Source organism: Bacteroides faecalis, assembly GCF_003865075.1.
Taxonomy (GTDB): Bacteria; Bacteroidota; Bacteroidia; order Bacteroidales; family Bacteroidaceae; genus Bacteroides; species Bacteroides faecalis.
Genome location: NZ_BHWB01000002.1, coordinates 298870 through 320035 on the forward strand (window position 1 = coordinate 298870; position 21166 = coordinate 320035).

General features: G+C 39.9%; 20 protein-coding genes and 1 pseudogene. 11 read left to right on the forward strand and 10 right to left on the reverse strand.

Translation table 11 applies throughout. The features are described from left to right. Nucleotides 1-4 precede the first annotated feature (4 nt). From EJF25_RS04010 to EJF25_RS04020, 3 genes are read left to right on the forward strand one after another with little or no spacing between them, the layout of a single operon-like run. A complete protein-coding gene (locus EJF25_RS04010) occupies nt 5-736 on the forward strand; it encodes a hypothetical protein (protein WP_306308330.1) in 732 nt (243 codons plus the stop codon). 22 nt (nt 737-758) lie between these two features. After that, the gene (locus EJF25_RS04015) at nt 759-1913 is read left to right on the forward strand and encodes a Rid family hydrolase (protein ID WP_125040150.1); all 1155 of its coding nucleotides are present in this window, start codon (nt 759-761) and stop codon (nt 1911-1913) included. A gap of 21 nt (nt 1914-1934) precedes the next feature. After that, complete coding sequence (locus tag EJF25_RS04020; RefSeq protein WP_125040151.1) at nt 1935-4019, forward strand: cytochrome c biogenesis protein CcsA; 2085 nt, start codon at nt 1935-1937, stop codon at nt 4017-4019. Between the two features lie 24 nt (nt 4020-4043). Here the strand turns inward: EJF25_RS04020 and EJF25_RS04025 are convergent, their stop codons facing one another. From EJF25_RS04025 to EJF25_RS04035, 3 genes are all read right to left on the reverse strand, one after another. Beyond that, nucleotides 4044-4499 (reverse strand): Fur family transcriptional regulator, encoded by a 456-nt coding sequence (locus EJF25_RS04025; RefSeq protein ID WP_370685695.1) that lies wholly within the window; start codon nt 4497-4499, stop codon nt 4044-4046. Further along, nucleotides 4500-6368, reverse strand: coding sequence for a heavy metal translocating P-type ATPase (locus tag EJF25_RS04030; RefSeq protein WP_125040152.1), 1869 nt, complete (start codon nt 6366-6368; stop codon nt 4500-4502). Nucleotides 6369-6546: 178 nt separating this feature from the next. Beyond that, nucleotides 6547-7092: a DsbA family protein gene (locus EJF25_RS04035; protein WP_235016710.1), complete on the reverse strand. Its 546-nt coding sequence runs from the start codon at nt 7090-7092 to the stop codon at nt 6547-6549. A gap of 447 nt (nt 7093-7539) precedes the next feature. On the opposite strand from EJF25_RS04035, the gene EJF25_RS04045 reads away from it, so the two are divergent. Together EJF25_RS04045 and EJF25_RS04050 are read left to right on the forward strand one after the other, a co-directional pair. Beyond that, complete coding sequence (locus EJF25_RS04045) at nt 7540-8772, forward strand: site-specific integrase (protein ID WP_125040154.1); 1233 nt, start codon at nt 7540-7542, stop codon at nt 8770-8772. 64 nt (nt 8773-8836) lie between these two features. Beyond that, a complete protein-coding gene (locus EJF25_RS04050; protein WP_125040368.1) occupies nt 8837-10033 on the forward strand; it encodes a site-specific integrase in 1197 nt (398 codons plus the stop codon). A gap of 232 nt (nt 10034-10265) precedes the next feature. On the opposite strand, the gene EJF25_RS04055 is transcribed toward EJF25_RS04050, so the two are convergent. Both EJF25_RS04055 and EJF25_RS04060 read right to left on the reverse strand, forming a co-directional pair. Next, nucleotides 10266-10574 (reverse strand): helix-turn-helix domain-containing protein, encoded by a 309-nt coding sequence (locus EJF25_RS04055; RefSeq protein ID WP_125040155.1) that lies wholly within the window; start codon nt 10572-10574, stop codon nt 10266-10268. 82 nt (nt 10575-10656) lie between these two features. After that, nucleotides 10657-10968, reverse strand: coding sequence for a helix-turn-helix domain-containing protein (locus EJF25_RS04060; protein ID WP_008656559.1), 312 nt, complete (start codon nt 10966-10968; stop codon nt 10657-10659). 33 nt (nt 10969-11001) lie between these two features. Between EJF25_RS04060 and EJF25_RS04065 the strand changes: the two genes are divergently transcribed. The 6 genes and pseudogenes from EJF25_RS04065 (at nt 11002) to EJF25_RS04090 (ending at nt 16632) form a co-directional block, all read left to right on the forward strand. Beyond that, entirely contained in the window at nt 11002-11352 is a 351-nt protein-coding gene (locus EJF25_RS04065) for a hypothetical protein (RefSeq protein WP_125040156.1), read from the forward strand. 13 nt (nt 11353-11365) lie between these two features. Beyond that, nucleotides 11366-11845: pseudogene (locus tag EJF25_RS04070) on the forward strand (DUF3408 domain-containing protein). 184 nt (nt 11846-12029) lie between these two features. Beyond that, on the forward strand, nt 12030-12443 hold the full coding sequence (locus EJF25_RS04075) for a plasmid mobilization protein (protein WP_125040157.1): 414 nt from the start codon (nt 12030-12032) through the stop codon (nt 12441-12443). Beyond that, a complete protein-coding gene (locus tag EJF25_RS04080) occupies nt 12440-13390 on the forward strand; it encodes a relaxase/mobilization nuclease domain-containing protein (RefSeq protein WP_125040158.1) in 951 nt (316 codons plus the stop codon). The genes EJF25_RS04075 and EJF25_RS04080 overlap by 4 nt, the downstream gene beginning before the upstream one ends. Nucleotides 13391-13430: 40 nt before the next feature. After that, nucleotides 13431-14165: a hypothetical protein gene (locus EJF25_RS04085; RefSeq protein WP_106813128.1), complete on the forward strand. Its 735-nt coding sequence runs from the start codon at nt 13431-13433 to the stop codon at nt 14163-14165. A 214-nt stretch (nt 14166-14379) separates the two neighbouring features. After that, on the forward strand, nt 14380-16632 hold the full coding sequence (locus tag EJF25_RS04090; protein WP_160119371.1) for an outer membrane beta-barrel family protein: 2253 nt from the start codon (nt 14380-14382) through the stop codon (nt 16630-16632). 330 nt (nt 16633-16962) lie between these two features. Here the strand turns inward: EJF25_RS04090 and EJF25_RS04095 are convergent, their stop codons facing one another. The 5 genes from EJF25_RS04095 to EJF25_RS04115 form a co-directional block, all read right to left on the reverse strand. Next, nucleotides 16963-17676, reverse strand: coding sequence for a vitamin K epoxide reductase family protein (locus tag EJF25_RS04095; protein WP_125040160.1), 714 nt, complete (start codon nt 17674-17676; stop codon nt 16963-16965). Further along, a complete protein-coding gene (locus tag EJF25_RS26525) occupies nt 17666-17884 on the reverse strand; it encodes a cysteine peptidase family C39 domain-containing protein (RefSeq protein ID WP_125040161.1) in 219 nt (72 codons plus the stop codon). Before EJF25_RS26525 ends, EJF25_RS04095 begins: the two co-directional genes overlap by 11 nt. 117 nt (nt 17885-18001) lie before the next feature. After that, entirely contained in the window at nt 18002-19183 is a 1182-nt protein-coding gene (locus tag EJF25_RS04105; RefSeq protein ID WP_125040162.1) for a DUF4934 domain-containing protein, read from the reverse strand. Nucleotides 19184-19355: 172 nt separating this feature from the next. Continuing rightward, entirely contained in the window at nt 19356-19676 is a 321-nt protein-coding gene (locus EJF25_RS04110) for a hypothetical protein (protein WP_077153870.1), read from the reverse strand. Nucleotides 19677-20200: 524 nt separating this feature from the next. Next, nucleotides 20201-21160: a glycoside hydrolase family protein gene (locus EJF25_RS04115; protein ID WP_125040163.1), complete on the reverse strand. Its 960-nt coding sequence runs from the start codon at nt 21158-21160 to the stop codon at nt 20201-20203. Nucleotides 21161-21166: the final 6 nt, after the last annotated feature.

The following is a 21166-nucleotide window of genomic DNA, read 5'->3' on the forward strand; positions in this document are numbered from 1 at the left end:
AAAAATGTTATATATAAGAAAATATACAATTCCAATCTTTATTCTTACCTTGATTGCCATGGTCATTAGTTCATGTGATGACGGACGGATTTATGAAAAAACAGTTCATATTCCCCGAGAAGGACGTACCTTGAAATTGACCGGTAAGATTAATGGGATAGATAAATGGACTAGCGACTATAGTATAGTAGTGGCAGGCTTTGATGATGAGAACAAGTATGCCATTATATCAAAGATAGTCTCCACTTCGGTAGGAGAAGACAACAATATTCAAGTAATCATGGCAGGTATTAGTGATGATGTAACGAAAGTAGAACTATGTGCTATTGACAGGTTAAGAAGACGTGTGGTAACATTCTGCTCGATAAATAGCAGTACTGCAGAAGCAGATACGATCAGAATGGATGTAGGTACTATTGATGTCAGTATGTACCATGCGATTCAAACTAACATTTTCACCGCCAATTGTATCGGTTGCCATGGTGAAAGTACTGAAGCAGCAGCCCAACTACATCTGACAGAAAGAGCAAGTTACAATGCTTTGGTTAATCAACCTTCAATAATTGATGGGAATATGTTAAGAGTAAAGCCTAACAATGCGCAGGAGAGCTTTTTACATCTTATATTAAATAGCAATGATTATTCACATCACCCTCATGTAGATATACTTCCCGCCAAAACCAAAACCGAATTATTAGAACTTATCGATAATTGGATTGACGGTGGTGCACAATAGCAACCAGTTATAAAAAAATCATATGGACAACAATAAACAACAAACTTTTTATTCAGAAAATACTTTAACCGAAATATTTAAATATGAAGTAAAAAACGGAGTTTCGGAATTTCACGTAATGATTCATGCTACTAATCCGAAGATTAGTTATGAGGAGCAATTAAATGCCATCATAGATACTTATTATCGGTTACGTGAAAAAGAATTGTATGAAGCAACAGCTGTTTTCAAACGTTACTTCCTTAGTGATGCTTCCAATCAAGCGGACACTTTATTGGCTTTAATGGCAGAAAACACAGATTGTGCGCTCTCCATTGTAGAACAACCACCATTGAATGGAACAAAAATCGCATTATGGATTTATCTCCAAACCAATGTACAGACGCGGGTACTTCACAATGGTTTGTTTGAAGTTAAGCATAATTCTTATCGTCATTTCTGGGGAGGTAATGCTTTCAATCGTGCTGCCAATTCAGAATACCAGACTCGCTTGTTATTGAATGACTATGTGATGCAACTCGTAGAACAAGGCTGCAAATTAGCAGACAATTGCATCCGTACTTGGTTTTTCGTACAAAATGTAGATGTTAATTATGCCGGAGTAGTAAAAGCACGGAATGAAGTTTTTGTCACTCAAAACCTGACAGAAAAGACACATTACATCTCCAGTACAGGAATCGGTGGACGTCATGCTGATCCTAAAGTTCTGGTCCAAATGGATACATATGCCGTTGATGGTTTAAAACCGGAACAGATTCATTTTCTCTATGCGTCGTCTCACCTAAATCCAACTTATGAATATGGTGTCAGTTTCGAACGCGGAACGTACGTAGATTACGGAGACCGACGTCAAGTGTTTATCTCCGGAACCGCAAGCATTAACAACAAAGGTGAAGTGGTATATCCCGGAGATATCCGCAAACAGACCCTACGAATGTGGGAAAATGTAGAAACTTTATTAAAAGAGGCGGAATGTACGTTCGATCATGTAGGACAGATGATCGTATATTTACGTGATATTGCAGATTATACAATTGTCAAAGAGATGTACGACCAACGTTTTCCCAATACTCCTAAAGTATTTGTTCATGCACCTGTATGTCGTCCCGGATGGCTAATCGAAATGGAGTGTATAGGAGTAAAAGTTTGTGAGAACAAAAAGTATGTCCCATTTTAATATTATTTAAAAATTACATCGTTGAAAGGGTTCATTGTTGTTTTATATACCTGTATCATAGTTCTACTTGCTGTTACCACTTTTGTGGAACAGCTAAAGGGGACAGATTTTGTAGAAAAGAATGTATATCATACGATCTGGTTTTGTTGTCTATGGGGAGCAATAGCCGCCATAGCGTTCATTGTTCTCATCCGACGTTCTCTATGGCACCGGCTTCCTTTATTGTTGTTTCATGGCTCCCTCTTAGTTATCTTGGTGGGGGCCATGATTACATTTGTCAGAGGCAAAAAAGGATATATTCATTTACGACCGGGAATAACAGAATGTAGTTTTCAAGAAAAGGAAAGCAAAAATCATATCAATTTACCGTTTACAATACGTCTGGACAGTTTTCAGATAGAATATTATCCGGGTACGGAAGCACCTGCTGATTATGTCACTCATTTCACCTATTCTCTTCCGGGAGAACAGGTTTCAATGCAAGAATCGATCTCTATGAACCATATATTCACTTTACAAGGTTATCGTTTTTACCAGTCCTCGTTTGATGATGATAAGCAAGGGAGTTGGTTGTCTGTAAATTATGATCCATGGGGAACTGGGGTAACATATATTGGGTATATTTTACTTGGTCTTTCCATGATCTGTTTATTGTTCTCACGCAAAGGTGAATTTATCCAGCTTTTAAATCATCCTTTACTGAAAAAAGGAGGATTATTCGTAACATTTCTTTTCTGTATAATAGGAACCATGCAAGGACAAAAGAGAGTACTCCCTACTCTCACAAGAGCCCAAGCAGATAGCTTGGCCTATAAACAGGTAATATACAATGAACGAGTAGCTCCATTTAATACATTGGCTCGTGATTTTGTACAGAAACTCACAGGAAATTCAACTTACAAAGGTTTGACTCCCGAACAAGTATTAGGAGGATGGTTGCTTCACCCGGAAGTATGGAAAGACGAACCGATGATTTACATAAAAAGTACTGAACTCCGTCATTTACTAGGAATAAAAGCTCCTTATGTACGTCTAAGTGAATTATTTAACGGTTCCGTCTATCGTTTACAAGAATATTTTCAACAAGAGGAGAAACAAAGTAAATTATCAAAAGCGATTCAGGAAACAGACGAAAAGGTAGGCTTGATTCTTATGCTAACCAACGGAACAATAATTCGTCTGCTACCGGATGATGGCAGTGTAAAACCTCTTTCCAAAATGAAAATTGAGGCAGAAATACTTTATAACCGTATCCCTTTCAGCAAAATTCTTTTTATGATAAATTTATCATTAGGATTACTCTCCTTTCTAGGATTACTCTATTATTATTTGAAACCACCGTATTTTGTAACCGGTAAAAGAAGGTTATTACGCATCACAAATCTGTTTTTTTCCATTGCACTTTATACTACATTTTTATTTCATTTATCAGGTTATTGCCTGCGTTGGTATATTAGCGGACGTATTCCACTTAGCAATGGTTACGAAACAATGCAATTTATGGCACTTTGCATTCTTCTCGTATCTTGTCTGCTTCACCGTAAGTTTCCATATACCCTTCCATTCGGCTTCTTACTTTCCGGTTTCGCATTACTAGTTTCTTATTTGGGACAAATGAATCCACAAATCACTCCTTTAATGCCGGTACTCGTTTCTCCCTGGTTAAGCATTCATGTCTCACTGATCATGATGTCCTATGCCTTATTTGCATTTATCATGCTCAATGGGATACTTGTATTATGTATTCTGAAGAAAGATACTACCATTTCCGAATCCGCAAATAACGACGAACGTGTAGAACAATTGACTTTACTTAGTCGTCTGCTACTCTATCCGGCGACCTTCTTTTTAAGTGCAGGAATCTTTCTGGGTGCTGTTTGGGCAAATGTATCCTGGGGACGTTATTGGGCATGGGACCCTAAGGAAGTATGGGCTTTAATTACCTTTCTTGTATATGGCATAGCTTTTCATTCGCACAGCTTACACATATTCCGTAAACCTTTATTCTTTCATATCTATATGATTCTGGCTTTCCTGACAGTATTAATGACTTATTTTGGAGTAAATTATATTCTTGGTGGAATGCACAGCTATGCTAATAGTTGATATCATAACAACAATATAAGGTAATTAAATGCAGGAAGAGAGATCTTCTTTTCCTGCACAATCTGAACAAATTCCTTTTACCATATAATTAATACTCTCCATTATAAACCCTTCCGGTAAATCAATAACCGGAATTTGTATTCTCTTAAAACAGAATGTACGATGGCATTTTTCACAATAGAAATGTGTATGCATATCATCTACACTACATTCACACTCACTACTACAAACCTCATACTTCAAAGATCCGCTACCATCTTCAATACCATGTATCAGGTGACGGCTCAGAAACAAAGTTAAGGTACGAAAAATCGTTGATTTATCGACTGTATCTAATTTATCTTCCAAATCCGCCAATGAAACTGCATAAGGCACGTCCATCATCGCACGTAAAATCAAAATACGCATCGAGGTTGGTTTTATATTTTTCTTCTCCAGTCGCTCTATATAAACTTGATTCGATTCCATTTCTTTCATCATTTATTTTAGTAATTTTCCGATACGCATTGCATTGCAGATGGCTAAAAGTGCCACTCCGGAATCTGCAAATACAGCTTCCCACAATGTAGCAAGTCCACCTGTACCCAGAATAAGAATAATAATCTTAACTACAAATGCAAAGGTAATATTTTGCCAGACAATACGGCGAGTATATTTTCCAATTTTTATTGCTGTCGCCAGCTGAGAGGGATGATCATTTTGTATCACAACATCTGCTGTTTCAATAGCGACATCACTTCCTAGAGCTCCCATTGCCACTCCTACATCACTTAAAGCCAATACCGGAGCATCATTGATACCATCACCGACAAAAGCAACCTGACGTCCTTCCTGTTTCAATGTCTCCAAATGTTCCACTTTCCCACCGGGTAATAAATCACCATAAGCTTTATCAATTCCCAATTTCCGGGCAATACTCTGTACAAGAGCATCCTTATCTCCCGATAATATTTCGATTTGTCGGATTCCCAATTTCTTTAGATCCAGAATAGCTTGATGTGCATCTTCTTTCAGTTCATCTACTAATACAACATAACCTATATATTGTTGGTCACGAGCACACAAAATCAAACTTTCCGGTATAGAACGTAGCTCAATAGGGTACGTTATATGAAATTTATCCAGCAAGCGATAATTACCAACCACTACCTGCTGCCCGTCTATCTTTGTTTCCAAACCATAACCTGCCATTTCTCTTGAAAATTCGACTGGTAGGTTCGGAATATTTTCTTGTCTGGCATACTCTATCACAGCCTTTGCCATCGGATGATTACTTTGACTTTCTGCTGAAGCTATATACTGCAAAACCTCTTCTTCAGGCACGATTCCAATCACTTTATCCAATTTAAACTTCCCGGTAGTCAATGTTCCGGTTTTATCAAATACTACCGTATCAATTTTTGTTATGGCATCCAAATAATTTCCTCCTTTAAACAGGATACCTCTTCGAGAGGCTGCTCCAATACCTCCGAAATATCCTAACGGAATACTAACCACCAATGCACAAGGACATGCTATTACCAAGAATACTAATGCTTTATATAGCCATTCGGCAAATACATAACTAAATGTAGGTTGTAATAAGCTATAACAAAAAGGTAAAGCCATTATTAATAAAGCTATTCCTATGACTACAGGCGTGTAAATACGCGCTATCTTCCTCATAAAAACTTCAGTCGGAGCTTTACGCTCTGCTGCTTCCTCTACCATCTTCAATACACGTGATAAAGCACTCTGATCTGCCGTCCTGTTTACTGTCAGATGAATCATACGATCCGAAGGAATCATACCTGCCAATACCTCTTCTGATTGTTTTAATAAGCGGGGAACACTCTCCCCCGTTAAAGCAGCGGTATTCATAAGAACCGACTCATTCTGCAATGTACCGTCCAAAGGTACTCGTTCGCCTACCTTTATCTCAATCGTTTCTCCAATCTGCACTTCAGCAGGAGTTACAATTTGTAACTCACCTTCCCTTAATACAGAAGCTGTCTGAGGACGCATATCCAATAAAGCACGAATATTATCACGTGCCTTATCAACTGCACTATCCTGCAATTTCTCACCAACCGCATAAAACAACATTACAGCAACTCCTTCCGGATATTCACCTATAATAAAGGCACCAATAGCAGCAAGACTCATTAACATAAACTCATTGGCAAAATCCTTCTCTTTCAATGACTCTAACGCTTCTTTAAGAACAGGAAACCCTACAGGTAATATTGCGATGAAATACCAGATTAATCTAACATATTCTGCGGCAAACCAACTTTGTTCAAAATGAGAAGCTAAAATCCCGCCTATCAACATCAAGAACGAGAAGCATTCATAACGATATTCTTTCATATTCATATTTTCTTTGATGACAAAAGTAGTGAGAATTAAATGCAAACTAGTTGCAAAATTACCATTCTCATTATTTATTGTGACTTATTCTTCTCATCATACCTATTCAAGAAAATTTATATTTATAAATATGGATAATATAAAAGTATCAGACTTACGCAAATGAACTAAAGCAACATTATTCAGCATTTATAGCTCTTGCTATTCCATACAAATCCATATAATTGTATATATGAGATAATAACCGTCCATCAAGAAATATAGCTGGTGCATAGTTTATTTTATTTTGTTGGTTGAATTCATATAAAATATCTATTTCCTTCTTACAGTCATATTGAGTGTATAAAGTAGGATAAGCTTTTTGCAACGCATCAAGTGTCTTTTCCGGCAGAGCATACCAAGTATCCAACACATTAAAGAACTCATTTTTACTCAAGTTTCTATAATAACAGATAAAATTACGAGTGATGATATTTGTCTCATCATTAGAACTATTAGGATTAAGAGCAAAAATTAACCGATAATGAAGATTGGGATAAATCTCCATTAAACGTCCCAACTCTTTTACTGCCTTTCCACAATGCGAACATCCTACGCTAATGTAGAGAATAATTTCATGAGAAGATTGAGGATCTCCCCACGTAAGCCCTATATTTTTAGTTTCATAGTTAGTCTCAGAAAGCTGACTACGTATAATTGGGACATTATATTTTATACGAGCCATTTGCCTTTCTTCCAAATATGGATCGATTACTTTTTTTGTTTTACTGATATAGAATACAACGGCTATACATGTCAAAAGTAATAAAGCTACCAATAACGATTCAATAATTGGAAATATATTACACAGAGGAAGAATAAAATAAAGAATTACATATTTTAACATAAAGCTCTAAAGCAGCCAAAGGAGAATAAGAGAGGTTGGAACGTAAACAGTTGGGAATGAGCAGATTTGCACAAAGTTGCCAAATCGACATAAAGCAAGCGAGTGAGGAATATTGAAGTAGTTCAGTTACTAAATCGTGAGCCACAGTTACCTATGCAAAGCAGGTAACAATACGGAAAGGCAACTTTGTGCATCAACGGATTTTATTGCACTGATTCTCAATGTTTTGCGTATCAAGGAACGCTTACAAAATGATTATATTTGCACACTCAAAATGTAAGCGTTATGAAAATCGAAAAATTCAAGGTGTTGCTCTACCTAAAAAAGAGCGGAATGGACAAGAATGGAAAAGCTCCCATCATGGGACGCATCACGGTGAACAGGACTATGGCGCAGTTCTCCTGCAAGTTGTCTTGCACTCCATCGCTTTGGAATCCTCGTGCCAGCCGATTGGAGGGCAAGAGCAAGGAAGCCGTGGAGACCAACAAGGACATCGGGCAGTTGTTGCTTTCCATCCAAAAGGCATTCGATGTGCTTGTGGAAAAGAGAACGGACTTCGAGGCTAAGGATGTCAAGGAGGCTTTGCAGGGCAGCGTCAAGACACAGACCACCCTTCTCTCCTTCGTGGACGAGCATATCAGTGAACTCAGCACCCATGAGGGCATCGATATGTCGAAGAGCAGTGTCTGGACTTACAGAAAGATTCGCAAGAATCTCGCTGAGTTCATCGGGGAGAAGTATAGGTTGACTGATTTGGCTTTCGGACAGCTGACCGAGCCTTTCATCAGTGACTTTCACCATTACCTGCTTGACGAGAAAGGCTTTTCATCAGGAACCATCACCATCTATGTGTCACTCTTCAAGAAGATGTGCCGCATCGCCTTTGAGCGAGGCTTGTGCAAGAACCTGCTGTTCGCCCATTATCGGGTTGGCACTCCAAGGGTTACGACACCCAAGGCTCTCAGCATGCCTGATTTCATAAAAATCCGTGATGTGGAACTACCCGAAGACAAGCCGAGACTATCCGTTAGTCGTGACCTGTTTCTTTTCGCCTGCTATGCAGGAACAGCCTTCATAGACACCGTTTCCATCACGAAAGCCAATGTCAAGGTGTTGGAGGATGGCGACAAATGGCTCATCTATAACCGCAAGAAGACCGGAACACTTGCCAGGGTGAAACTCCTGCCCGAAGCATTGGAGCTGATGGCGAAATACGAGGACGGGGCAAGAGATACCCTTTTCCCATTGCTGAGCACGAATCGTGTTCGTATCGATCTCATCACCATCTGCAAGTTGGCGGAAACTAGCAAGACCTATTCCTACCATTCGGGACGACACTCGTTCGCCAGCCTCATTACGCTGGAGGCTGGTGTGCCGATGGAGACCATCTGCAAGATGCTCGGTCACAAGGATGTGAAGATGACGCAGCGGTATGCGAGAGTGACCCAAAAGAAGCTGTTTGAGGACATGGACAAGTTCATCGCTGCAACCGAGAAGGACTTTATTCTCGCATTATGAACAAGGCTTTCAACTTTTCTTTTTACAGTTTCAACTACATTATTATATTATAAGGACAACAACTATGAGCAGAAGTACATTTTCAATTTTGCCTTACATCAACAGACAGAAGGTGAAGGCAGACGGAACAGCCAACATACTTTGCCGCATCACCGTTGACGGAAAAAGCGCAGCCATTTCCACAGGCATATCCTGTACCCCACAGGAGTGGAACGCCAAGAAGGGAGAGGTACGGAACGCAAGGGACAACGGACGATTGGCAAGTTTCCTTGCTGAGGTCAAGGATAAATACAACTCACTTCTTACCGCCAATGGCATCATCACCGTGGAAATGCTGAAGGCTGTGTTGAAGGACAAGGACACGACAGGAAGGTTCTTGCTGAACTTTGGTGATACCATCGTGGAATGGTATCGAACCTCAAAAGCCAGACAGACCTTTCTGCACAAGCGGACATGGCAGAAGAACCTGAGAGCCTTTGTCCATTCGTTGGAGAAGGACGACATCGCCTTTGAGGACATAGACGAGAATTTCGGGGAGGAATACAAGCTATTCCTGAAACGAGACCAGGGACGCATCGACAGCTACGTGAACCATTGCCTTCTCTGGCTGAACATGTTGATGTACAAGGCAGTGGACAGGAGCATTATCCGCTTCAATCCCATAGCCAAGATAGGGTATGAGAAGAAGGCAGCCCCGAAGATGACCCATATCAGCAAGGCAGACTTCATCAAGATGCTCTCTACCCCGATGGCTGACGAGCGAACGGAGCTTGCACGCAGATGTTTCATTTTTGCCTCGCTCACCTCCTTATCCTATATAGATGTAAAGAAACTGTACCCTCACCATATCAGTGAGAACTCCGAGGGTAGGAAGTTCATCCGCAAGGAAAGAGAGAAGACAGGCGTGGAGTTCTTCGTGCCACTCCATCCGATAGCCGATAAGATTCTTTCGCTCTACAATACCACGGACGACAGCAAGCCTGTTTTTCCACTGGGTGAGAAGAAAGACATCTATCTTGATGTGCATACCCTTGGAATGGTGCTTGGCATAAGTAATAAGTTGGGATTCCACGCCAGCCGCCATACATTCGGAGTCTTGATGCTCAACGAGGACATTCCCATCGGCAGCATAGCCAAGATGATGGGACACGCAGACATTACAAGCACACAGGTCTATGCGCAGGTGACGGAGCAGAAGATTTCAAATGACATGGATAAGCTTATTGCCAAGCGAGAAAGGAACAAAAATCCAATGGCATAGACCTGCCATAAAGCAACGTTCCTTGGAGGCTTTGCGCCTCCAGCCACTTGGGCGAACCACCGCAGTGTGTTTTAGCATGGTATTAGATTTATACAGGTAACACAAATGATACCCGGCAAACACGACCAACTCGGTATAGCCAATAAAACGAGGCGACAACCTATAACAGCCACGCTCGGTAAGTTATACGTTGTCGCCTTGTTCATTTCACACACTCATCAAGGACATTCTCCTACACACTTTTCATTCTGTACGCTTCACGATAGTTAGCCATCAGAATCTTCTGAATGTCGGACTCGCGGTAGAGAATCTTTCCGCCAAGCTGGATATACGGGATGACACCGTTGTTTCGGTAGTCCTGCAGGGTTCTTCGGCTCAGTTGCAGCCTGGCGCAAAGCTCCTTGTCCGTCATGAAGCGCTCACCGTCAAGCATGGGGCGGTAGTTCATCACGGCACGTTCAAAATTGTCAACCATTCGGTTGAGGTGGTTCACGATGTGGTTCATCCACTCGCTGTTTCTTGTCATTACTTCATTGCTCATAGTTGTCTCGTTTTATTGTTGATACTTACGTTACTCGTTTTACTTGCTGCATTGGATAAAGTGGCTGTTGTATATTGACAGCCTAACCTGTGCGCTTGCGAAAGCGCATGTCCTTTTTCTTGTCCTCCACTACTGCTACGATAGCCATCACGTCCTCCGGCTTGTAGTAGGTCTTGTGGCTGATTTGCGTATAAGCCAAAGTTCCGTTGTCCCGAAGCGTCTGCACTGTCCGTGGGCAGATGTTGAGCGTCTGACACACGTCCTGCGTGTCGAGCCACTTGTTCATGGTCTTGTCCTCACTGCGCTCACGGATTCTGTCCATGCGCTTCACGAAGTTCTCCAACTGGGCATCAAGATAGTTGAATGCCTCTTCCTCGAATACGATGAATCCCATACTTTTCTTTTTTCTAAGTTAATACCATGTTATATGTCGCAAAGCTCCACGCATATGCTGTGCTCCACGCTTGTGGGTGCAAAGATAAGGCACGGCAATCTAAAAACAAGCGTTTTCAATTTCTGTGGCAGTATGTTGCCGGGGTTTGCCGACTTCAACGCCAAAAACAACAAGAAAAACTTGCACGACTGCAACGAATACATGAACAATGATGAGTTGAGAAATACGTTGAAGTTCTCACAACTATCTCGGTATGCAAATAAGCAAGCCACAACTAAATTGCCACGTTACACCCAATCAGTTGCATGGCTGCACTCAGTACACTTACTTTGCACCCGACAATCGGTCAATGGTGCAAACAGTGACCACTATACTAACAAATAAAACAGCATAAGCTATGGCAAGAACAAAAGAAACGAAAATGTCTCCTGAACAGCAGGAGAAAATGACACAGGAGGTGGTGGCTTCGCTTCAATCATCCACTTATGGTAAAGACTATGCCCAAGAACATAGCTCTTTCTTTGAAGAGGTGGAGAACTCCGATTTAGAAGTTGTGACAGAGAATGTGGCTGCAACAACCTCCTGTATGGAGGACGAGCTAACGAACGAAGCTCTATCGCCACCGAATCCGCAGAAGCGCATCAGTGGCAAGTAGCGCAAGGCGACATTAGAGGAGTATCAGCAGACCTTCCTCCAAGTTCCAAGGATTGACGACCGCAAGCCAGTCTTCGTCAGTTCCGATGTACGAGACCGTCTTGATCGTGTCGTCCGCATCCTCGGAGGGAGGCGCATGAGCGTATCGGGCATCATCGAGAACATCGTGCGCCACCACCTAAGCCTTTATGAAGAGGACTTCGAGGCTTGGCGCAAATTGTGAGAATTAAGGTCTGCGACCTTGGACGTGGATAGCTGAAAAGCGGTAGTTCCAACTAACGTGTTATGAGAGGGAGCGAGGTTATGTTTTGGGAACCCCAAAACGCCTCGCTCCACCATGAGGGCGGAGGAATTTTGCTCCCGACGGTCGCAGAAAGTGAGTGTACCAACTGTAAACAGTATATCGAATGACAAACGTACAGGAACAGAACAGGAAAAAGGGCGGAAGACCGCCTACAGGCAGGGTTCGCAAGTTGTCGAAGTCTGTCACGGTGAAGTTCTCAAAGCCAAGCTACGAGGCATTGAAACTGAGGGCAAGAAAAGCCAATCGCAAGTTGGCGGAGTATATCCGTGAGTCAGCCTTGAATGGCGAGGTGGTCAGCGGACACAATGCAGAGACGGTAGCCATTGCCAAGAACCTCATCGGTATGGCGAACAACCTCAACCAACTTGCCAAGCTGTCGCATCAGAGAGGTTTCCATGAAACCCATGTATATGTGGTGGACTTGTTGAGAAGATTAAAAGAAATCCTTGGCGAGTATCGCCAAGCAAGTCCAAAATCGAAGCCATGCGGAATAGGCAGAAAGGAGGATGCCACATGATAGGCAAGCTAAAGAAGGGCAGCTCATTTGCTGGTTGCATCCGCTATGTTACAGGCAAGGACGAGGCGAAAATCCTTGCCTCTGATGGTGTGTTACTCGGCACGAATACCGAGATGACGCAAAGTTTCGAGCTACAAAGGCAACTAAATCCAAGGATTAAGAAGCCTGTGGGGCACATAGCTTTGAGCTTCAAGCCCGAGGACAAGCCACGTTTGACGGATGATTTCATGGCTAAGATAGCCCTTGAATACATGCAAATGATGGGTATCAACGATACCCAATTCATTATCGTAAGGCATCACAACACGGACAATCCACATTGTCATATCGTGTATAACCGCATCAACAATGAGGGCAAACTCATATCAGACGCCCACGATTACAGGCGTAATGAGCAAGTGACCAAGGCTCTAAAATCCAAGGATGGATTGACTTACGGAACGGACAAGAGCAAGACTAACACTCGCAAATTGCGCAATGCAGAGCGTGCAAAATACGAGATTCACAATGCAGTCAAAGATGCCTTAAAAGTTGCAGATAGCTGGCAGAAGTTCAAGAATGAACTTGCAAAACGAGGTGTTCTCTTGGAGTTAGTCTATAAGGACAAGGAGCGAACCAAGGTGCAAGGCATCCGATTCTGCAAGGACGGATATAGTTTCAAGGGTACGCAAATTAGCCGAGGCTATAGCTTTGGCAAGCTGAATGCAAGGTTTGAGGGAATGGAGAACCATGTATCACCAAAATCCAGCTCTACTCTGCAATACGAGCAAGGCTATCACAAGAGCAACCATGAGCCATCTATGTCGGATAGCAGCCAAGATCCTTGGGACGGCATTTCTTCCATTGGACTTTTTGCTTCTGCCAACGCTCAGACCTTCGAGTCTTTCCCAGAGGACGAATCATCCAAGAAGAAAAAGAAGAAACGCAGAAGAGGCTTTAGCCTTTGATGCAAGTTACAAACCATTCAAACAACAAAAGTAATATACAATGAAAGAAGAACTATTGGAAGCCATCTACGGCACAGTTGAGAGATTGGAGCAGAAAGTCGATGAACTTTCTGTCTCCACAAAGAACGCAGGAGCGGAAACCGTTCCTGCAAGTAATGACATAACCAAGTTGGATAAGTCAATCAATGCGATGTTTATCAAAGAAGAGGAAGTCAGAGATAAAATATCCAAATTAAGAGATGCCATTATCGTTTTTGCTGACCTTATTAAGGTTGAACTTGGCAAAAATGAGCAGCGAAGCAAGTTCTTGGTTGATGCTGTCAAGCAGATGAAACAAGAGCATACTGTCACCTCAAAGGCATTGCAAGATAAACTTGAATTGATGAACAAATCACCTCAAAAGAAGGTTGTAACCCATCACTTCGAGCCAACCTCAAAGAATGTTCTTCTTTTCATTGGTGGCTTGGCTCTATCCCTTGTCATTTCCATTTGGGGCAATCTCACCCAATGGCGAGATTACCAAGATTGGGAGGAGGCAGACTTGAAATATAGGGCATTGAAGATGGTGCTTTCTACTGATGACCCAAACATTCACTACATTGAAAAGTACTTCTCTATATGTCGAGACGAAAATGTTATAAATAATGTGAGGAATCGTGTTGCTGCTTACGAGGATTCTGTTCGCCACCATTATAAAATGATAGAAATGGCAACATACAAGGATAGTCTTACCAATTGCAAATTACTTGAAATTGAAGGTAAGAATATGCCTTGAAAAGCCAAATAAAGGACTTTTTCTTTATGTAACACAAATTTAATATTTCCGCAAATACGCTGTAATTTTCATTTAGTACCTTTGCAACGTCATGATTCCTTATATACTGAGGATTGATAAGAATATAATAGATTAAGCAATAAAAAATAATTATACAATGAATAATAAGGGGATTTTAACAACGGCCTTGTGCCTATCTGTTATGACCTCGACGATGGCACAGAGTATCACGGGAAAAGTAGTGGACACCAAGGGTGAGCCTTTGGCTTTCGCCAATGTGGTGCTCCTAAATCGGCAAGACTCCGCGTTCGTCAAGGGAGCGGTGAGTGGAGAGGATGGTAGCTTCTCAATAGACTCCATCTGCAATGGCGGAATCATCAAGGTAACATCCGTGGGCTACAAAACCATCTGCAAGGATTGCGAGGGTGAAAATGTGGGTGTCATCAAGATGGAAGAGGACAGCAAGATGCTCGGTGAAGTGGTGGTGAAATCATCACGCCCTGTTATTGCCATCAAGGGCAATGCCTTGGTTACTACTGTAGTTAATTCTCAACTGTCTCATGCAGGCACGGCAAATGACGTATTGCGCCAAGTGCCAATGGTCACAGGAAGAGATGGCAACTTCGAAGTGTTTGGCAAGGGTACACCACTTATCTATATCAATGGGCGTGTCGTACAAGACAAAAACGAGCTTGCACAACTCAACTCACAAGACATCAAGAATGTGGAAGTCATCACCAATCCTGGTGCCAAGTATGATGCTTCGGTCAAGTCTGTCATTCGTATTCGTACCAAACCATCGCAAGGTGAAGGCTTTGGTGGAACACTTCGTGCCCAAAATGGTTTCCGACACTATTTTTCGAGCATGGAGCAAGCAAACTTGAAATATCGTAAAGGAGGCTTGGAACTATTCTCCAATCTCAATTATTATACCGGCAAATTCTATAGCTATGGAGTCACGGACCTGGAAACGAAAGCTTCTACCAATTGGCTTCAGAACATAGAAAGCATCGGTCGTATGCGAAACAATGAGTTCTTCGGCAAGTTTGGATTGTCATGGATGCTCAATGAGCATCATTCCATTGGCGCTTATTATGTGAATGGAGTGGGACTGCAAAAGGAACATCCTGATTATAAAACCACTTCGTATGCAGATGGAACTCTGAAAGATATGGTTTCCACCGTAGGACTCAACAGGACACATGCCATGCCTAAGCATCATGCCAATATCTATTACAATGGAGAAGTGGGCAAACTTGGCGTTGACTTCAACATGGACTACATGTGGAGAAAAAAGCGCAAGACTTCCAATCTGTCGGAGATAAACCTCAACAATGAGGACAATTCGATTACATCCAATGGTATCGGGCACTCACGAATGTTTGCCGAGAAGCTGGTTTTGAGCTATCCTCTGTGGAAAGGACAACTTGAAGTGGGCAATGAGTACACCGCCTCACAGACATTGAATGATTTCAACATCAATATGGCTACTATCGGAAATAGCAACACCAAGAGCGATGAGAAAAACATGGCTGGTTTTCTCTCCATAGGTCAGCAGTTCGGAAAGGTTGCCGTAGAGGCAGGACTTCGTTACGAGCATGTCAACTTCAAATACACAGAAAATGGACAACTCAAAGAAGACCAAAGCAAGACTTACAACAACGTGTTCCCTTCTTTGGCTATTTCTACAGAGATTGGAAAAACGCAATTATCATTGAGCTACACAAGCAAGACTCAACGTCCATCATACGATGACCTTGACGGAACAGTCAGCTATGTCAATCGCTTGACCTTGGAAAGTGGCAATCCTTACCTATCCCCTATGAAGATTCATTCTGTTGAGTTGATGGGTGCATGGAAGCAATTCTTTGCAAAGGTTTCATACGAACATAGGAAGGATGCCTTTATCCAGACTACGAAATCTTATGGCGAGGATGGAGAGGTAAAGTTGCTGACCATGGAGAATACTCCAAAGATTGATGAACTACAAGCATTTGTTGGCGCACAATTTAAGGTTGGCATTTGGGAACCTAAAGTGAATGCAGGCATCATCAAACAGTGGTTCACTGGCGAATATATGGGTGAACGCAAATCCTTCAGCAATCCTTTGGGAATCGTGCAGTTCCAGAATGCCATCCATCTGCCTGGCGACATTTGGATGAATATCGATATGGAATGGAACAGTCGTGGCAACAAGGACAACATGAAGCTAAGTTCTTCCTCATACCTTAATACCAAGCTTTACAAAGCTTTCTGTAAGAACCGTTTCTCCGTGTCACTTGAAGCCAATGACATTTTCGACAAGAGCTACCGTGATGTAACATTCTACAACAAGGATGTCACACTTTGGCAAAATATGACAAGCGATAATCGTGCCTTGCTCTTGACATTACAGTATAACTTCAATACATCAAGAGACCGTTATAAGGGCAAGGGTGCAGGCAATGAAGAATTGAGTCGTTTCTAAAAATTAAAAGAGGTATCCGAAAATCTTTAAAAGAGTAGGAATATGATTTCAATAAAACGTTATGGCAGCAGGTGTTCGGATAGTCTATGTCCGAACACCTGCCGTTTGTTTTAGGATGCATATTGTGTTGCTAAGCATCAGATTTTACGCAAAAGTTCTAAATTCCATAAATTTCTCCTAGCGAGTTATGGGATATTTAGAAAATTATCGTATCTTTGTCCCCGAATTGAGGCGTTCTTTGCATATTGCAAAATACAGAAACGAGCAGAAGTCCGCTCGTTTCCATATTGTTACCTATATAATATAGGCAAACGACCAACTTCTTGATTTTCAATCAAAGTCCAATTTAGAGCGAGTTAGGGCATTTAACCATAAAATAAATACTATTGTACAGCAAAACAAGCACCACTTACGAATCAAAAATGCCTGGGTATACAGCGACCACAAAGTGAAAGGTAATGGCAACAATAAAAGCCACCATAAAGGCGATATCCAATGACTACTGATTGGAGCAATAGCTACCCAAAGAGTTACTGCAGAAAAATAGGCTATTCCCAGTTCTGCCCACGACAACCATCCGAAAAACTTAGAATAATTTGATCGAGTTACTTGGAAGCAATCTACATGTTTCCCAACTTTACAGAATCTCTGAGCTAAACGATTGATTTGAAATTTTTCCTGCTTTATGAGTGTATAAGCGATATAACATCCTGTCATATTTACAAAAAGTAGTATTAATTTGTACAGAATAGATATAGCAGTGTCATTCATCCATGAAAAATATACCAACGCAAATAGTAAAATCATATAGCTGCTCATAAAGGTATATTCAAATATCTTTTTTCTCAACCCTTTATCGTACTTTTCTTTGTAACTAGGCTCTCCTGCATCTACTATATCTTCGATAGCCAGTGCTATTCCTGACCACTCCTGCTCAAATGTTTCAATGTCATCGCTTATTTTTTTACCGAATGAGTCCTCTAAATAAACCTTTGAATCAGTCACTTGCGTAACCCACACAAATTCATTTTTTTTAATGCGCAACAACCGGTATATCTAAAGCTCTCAACTTTTCCAATGTGAGTTTCATTATGACATGCTTAACCTTCCAACTATCCAATGCATCTGATATACATTGCATAGATGGATACTCCGGATGAGTGAGTATAGTCTGTTCAATCGTATGTGTCGTTATTTTAATACCGTACGATTTAAGTAGTCTAGAAAGTAACTCGACTAAATAATTGGACATCGTTCTAAATTTTTAAATGAAATCAAACTTTTCATTGAGTAAAGAATTACGATTTCCTATTAACACTTATAAAAAATAAGTCGCTCGACAAATCATATTTTTACTCATAAGGAATATTTAATCTTTCAATTTTGCAATAATTACGATTGGATTATCATCTTCTTGTATATCTTTGAACAGCTGTTTGTATTTGGGGCTTAATTGATTCTTATATTTTATCAACTCTTCAGGATCAATATACGCAATCATCTCTTTGTTCTTATTTATGGAAACTGGAAAAAAACGAAGTGGAATGCCTGTTATTATATACCCTCGTGTTTTATAATCAGGAATCGAAGATATATAAACTTGGTTGCTCTTTTTATCATAATATCCACAGTAAGGGAATCTTGCTGACTTTACCGAAGACTCTGCTCCCTTCTTTAAATAGGAAAAATTAAACAATACATATAAGTTAGATTCGTATACAAAGTTTATAAAATACTTCCCTTTGTTATAACCTGATACCTCTTGATGGTAATAAGAAGGTTGCTTATCCCCTAATTTAAAGACAAGGTGAGGAGTCATCTTTTTTTCGTTTACACAAAAAATAGTATCATTAAAACCTGGTTCCTTAAAATAAGTCAAGTTGTTATAATAGTAAAATATTCCATTTTCAATTGAAAAGGAATTCATATGTTTTTCGTATTCAAGATAATTTGGATACTTCTTAATAACAGTTCCATCTTTTCTATATACGACTAATCGAACCTTATCCTTTCCTGTCCTATTACTACAAAAACTTACATAAGTATCATTTTTTATAAACCAAGGAGCACATACAGAAAGAAATTCAGAACTATTTTCAGATAAAGGTTTTTTCAAATTTGATTCCATTTTATTTGTTTCTATATTAATACATCTCCACCATTTTGATGTATACGCCCCAATACTTGCAAATAGAATCCCATTTTTTTCATCGAAGCCACATTTATGATAAATAAAGCCAGTATATTCGTCAGGACCCTGCCCCAAAGAACTTACTTCCCGAATAAAGGCTCCAGTTTCTCTATCAAACATATAGGCTCTTTGCAAAAAGCCTACCGCAATGATATATTTATCAGTCAAATAATAAGTACAATGCTTTTCGATAAGTCCATCTTTGTGCGTTTCCAAAGGTATTATTTTGACATCTTTAAATATTTCTTCGGCATTAGTCTCTTTAAATTTTGATTTTGTCAAATCCACACTTGTTACATTTTGAGCACTTGAAGTGAGAAATATCGTAAATGAAATTATTATAGTTAGCAATATCTTCATGAAATTTTCAATTATATATTAACAACCCTTTAATGCAAAATATTATTACATCAATCCATAACTAGGAAAATATATAAAACTGACTACATTTTTATTGGATTCCAATACTTAATCTGTAGTCAGTTCTACATTAATATTAGGGAACTTCACAACCACTTCCTTTTATTCATGATCAACACTGATGACAATTACAACGCAATCCACCCGCAGTCCACATTTGACAAAATGAAATTGCTAGTTCAAGCCCCATATAACATTCTGTCGTCCTAGCTAGTAAACTACCGTCAGAGTCATGATACTCATGACTACAAGCAAATTTAGGTTCTGATCCATATCCTCCAGCACCATATCCATCGGAACCATCCCCTCCGATATCTGTGCCGTATCCTCCAGTACCATACCCACCTATAATTTTTTTCAACTCACTTTTCTGAAGTATATTATCTTCACTAATATTCAGCTTATTCAACACCGACTTATCTAATTTTTTCATACAAAATAGTATTTTACTTTATTATAGACCCAGTGATTGTCTCTTTCTAAAAACCCCCAACATAATATTCTATTTTAAGAACTGACATTTTCCTCATCTTATAATTTCTCCCCATTCTGGAGGAATGCTGGAAGCCTACCAGAATGGGGATCACAACTGCCCTGATAAAATATAACAGCCGATGTAATAATCGACATTGCCTATTTAAAACTCTTGAGTATATATATGTAGTAAAACAAATCCCCAATAATAGAAATTTAAAGCGCATAACTATCTCCTTCATTTTATCTATTACGAAGAAACAAAAATTTACTTCAAATATGCAAACATTCCAATTCAACATAAACTTTATCATTTTTTTATAAAAATAACACATAAAACAAAACAAATAAGTCAATTCACATTTTTTAACCCCTATGATTACTACTTATTTACACACTAATTACTAAGTATTTAAATTAAAATCGCTATTATATATAACATTTTATATCATTAAGAAAAATCAATAAATTTACTTAATCCCATTATTTACAACCATTTCTTGACATAATCCAACATCCTAGGGCAGCTAATTTACTATTTACAGCCAATTCATCATAATAAGACGCTCGCAACTTCTTATCAACATAGTTCTCTATTAATTCAGATGAAATATTTTCAATAGGGTACAAGTCATATAGAAGCCACCACCACATATTATTATACAACATATCCATATTGACTTCTTCAGAATAATTAGTCATTTCTCTCAATACGCCTATTATTGGAAATTTTTCAATATCTAACACTTCAGAAAGATACTCTACATTCTGCCGAAACAATAAAATATCAATTTCATTATAATTATGTTGCTGGATAGACAGGGAAGAAAAATGCAAAATATCCATTAATATACATTGAATTTTATTCTTATCGGTTTCTAAAATAGCAAATAACCGAGCAAATACATATAGCATTGAATTAAGTAAAGACAATTCGGGAACTTTCTGAGTCCTTTTTTTGAAGTCCTCAATCAACCAAATAGCTTGCCCTATTACATCAACAATCCATTCACTTTCCATTTCGTTTCTACGGAAAGACATCCGAGACAATAAGTATATGCCTGAAGAATACAAAGTTATTGAAAACGGTGCTTCCCTCATCAAGGTATTTCTGACACCACGGAGAAGAATATCATCCATGTTTTTAAGAATATTATCATCGGGATCACTCTCTAAAAAACCATCTTTTAAAAGTTCTACTAATCCAAAACCAATACCTGCAAGTCCATCCATTGCACTGGAGGACATACCCGGTGTTAGCTGATCGAAAATTTCGTCCAGCAAATTGGAAGCTATCTCATCATAAATTTCAAAACCCGAATAGCGAGAATATTTATACAGAAAGAGACAAATCCCCATTTTACCATCAAACAAACCTGCAGGTTCTGTGTTAGCCAAGTTAGCAACAATTGTATTTGCAATGTTCCGAAGTGTTTTGTTCATAGTATA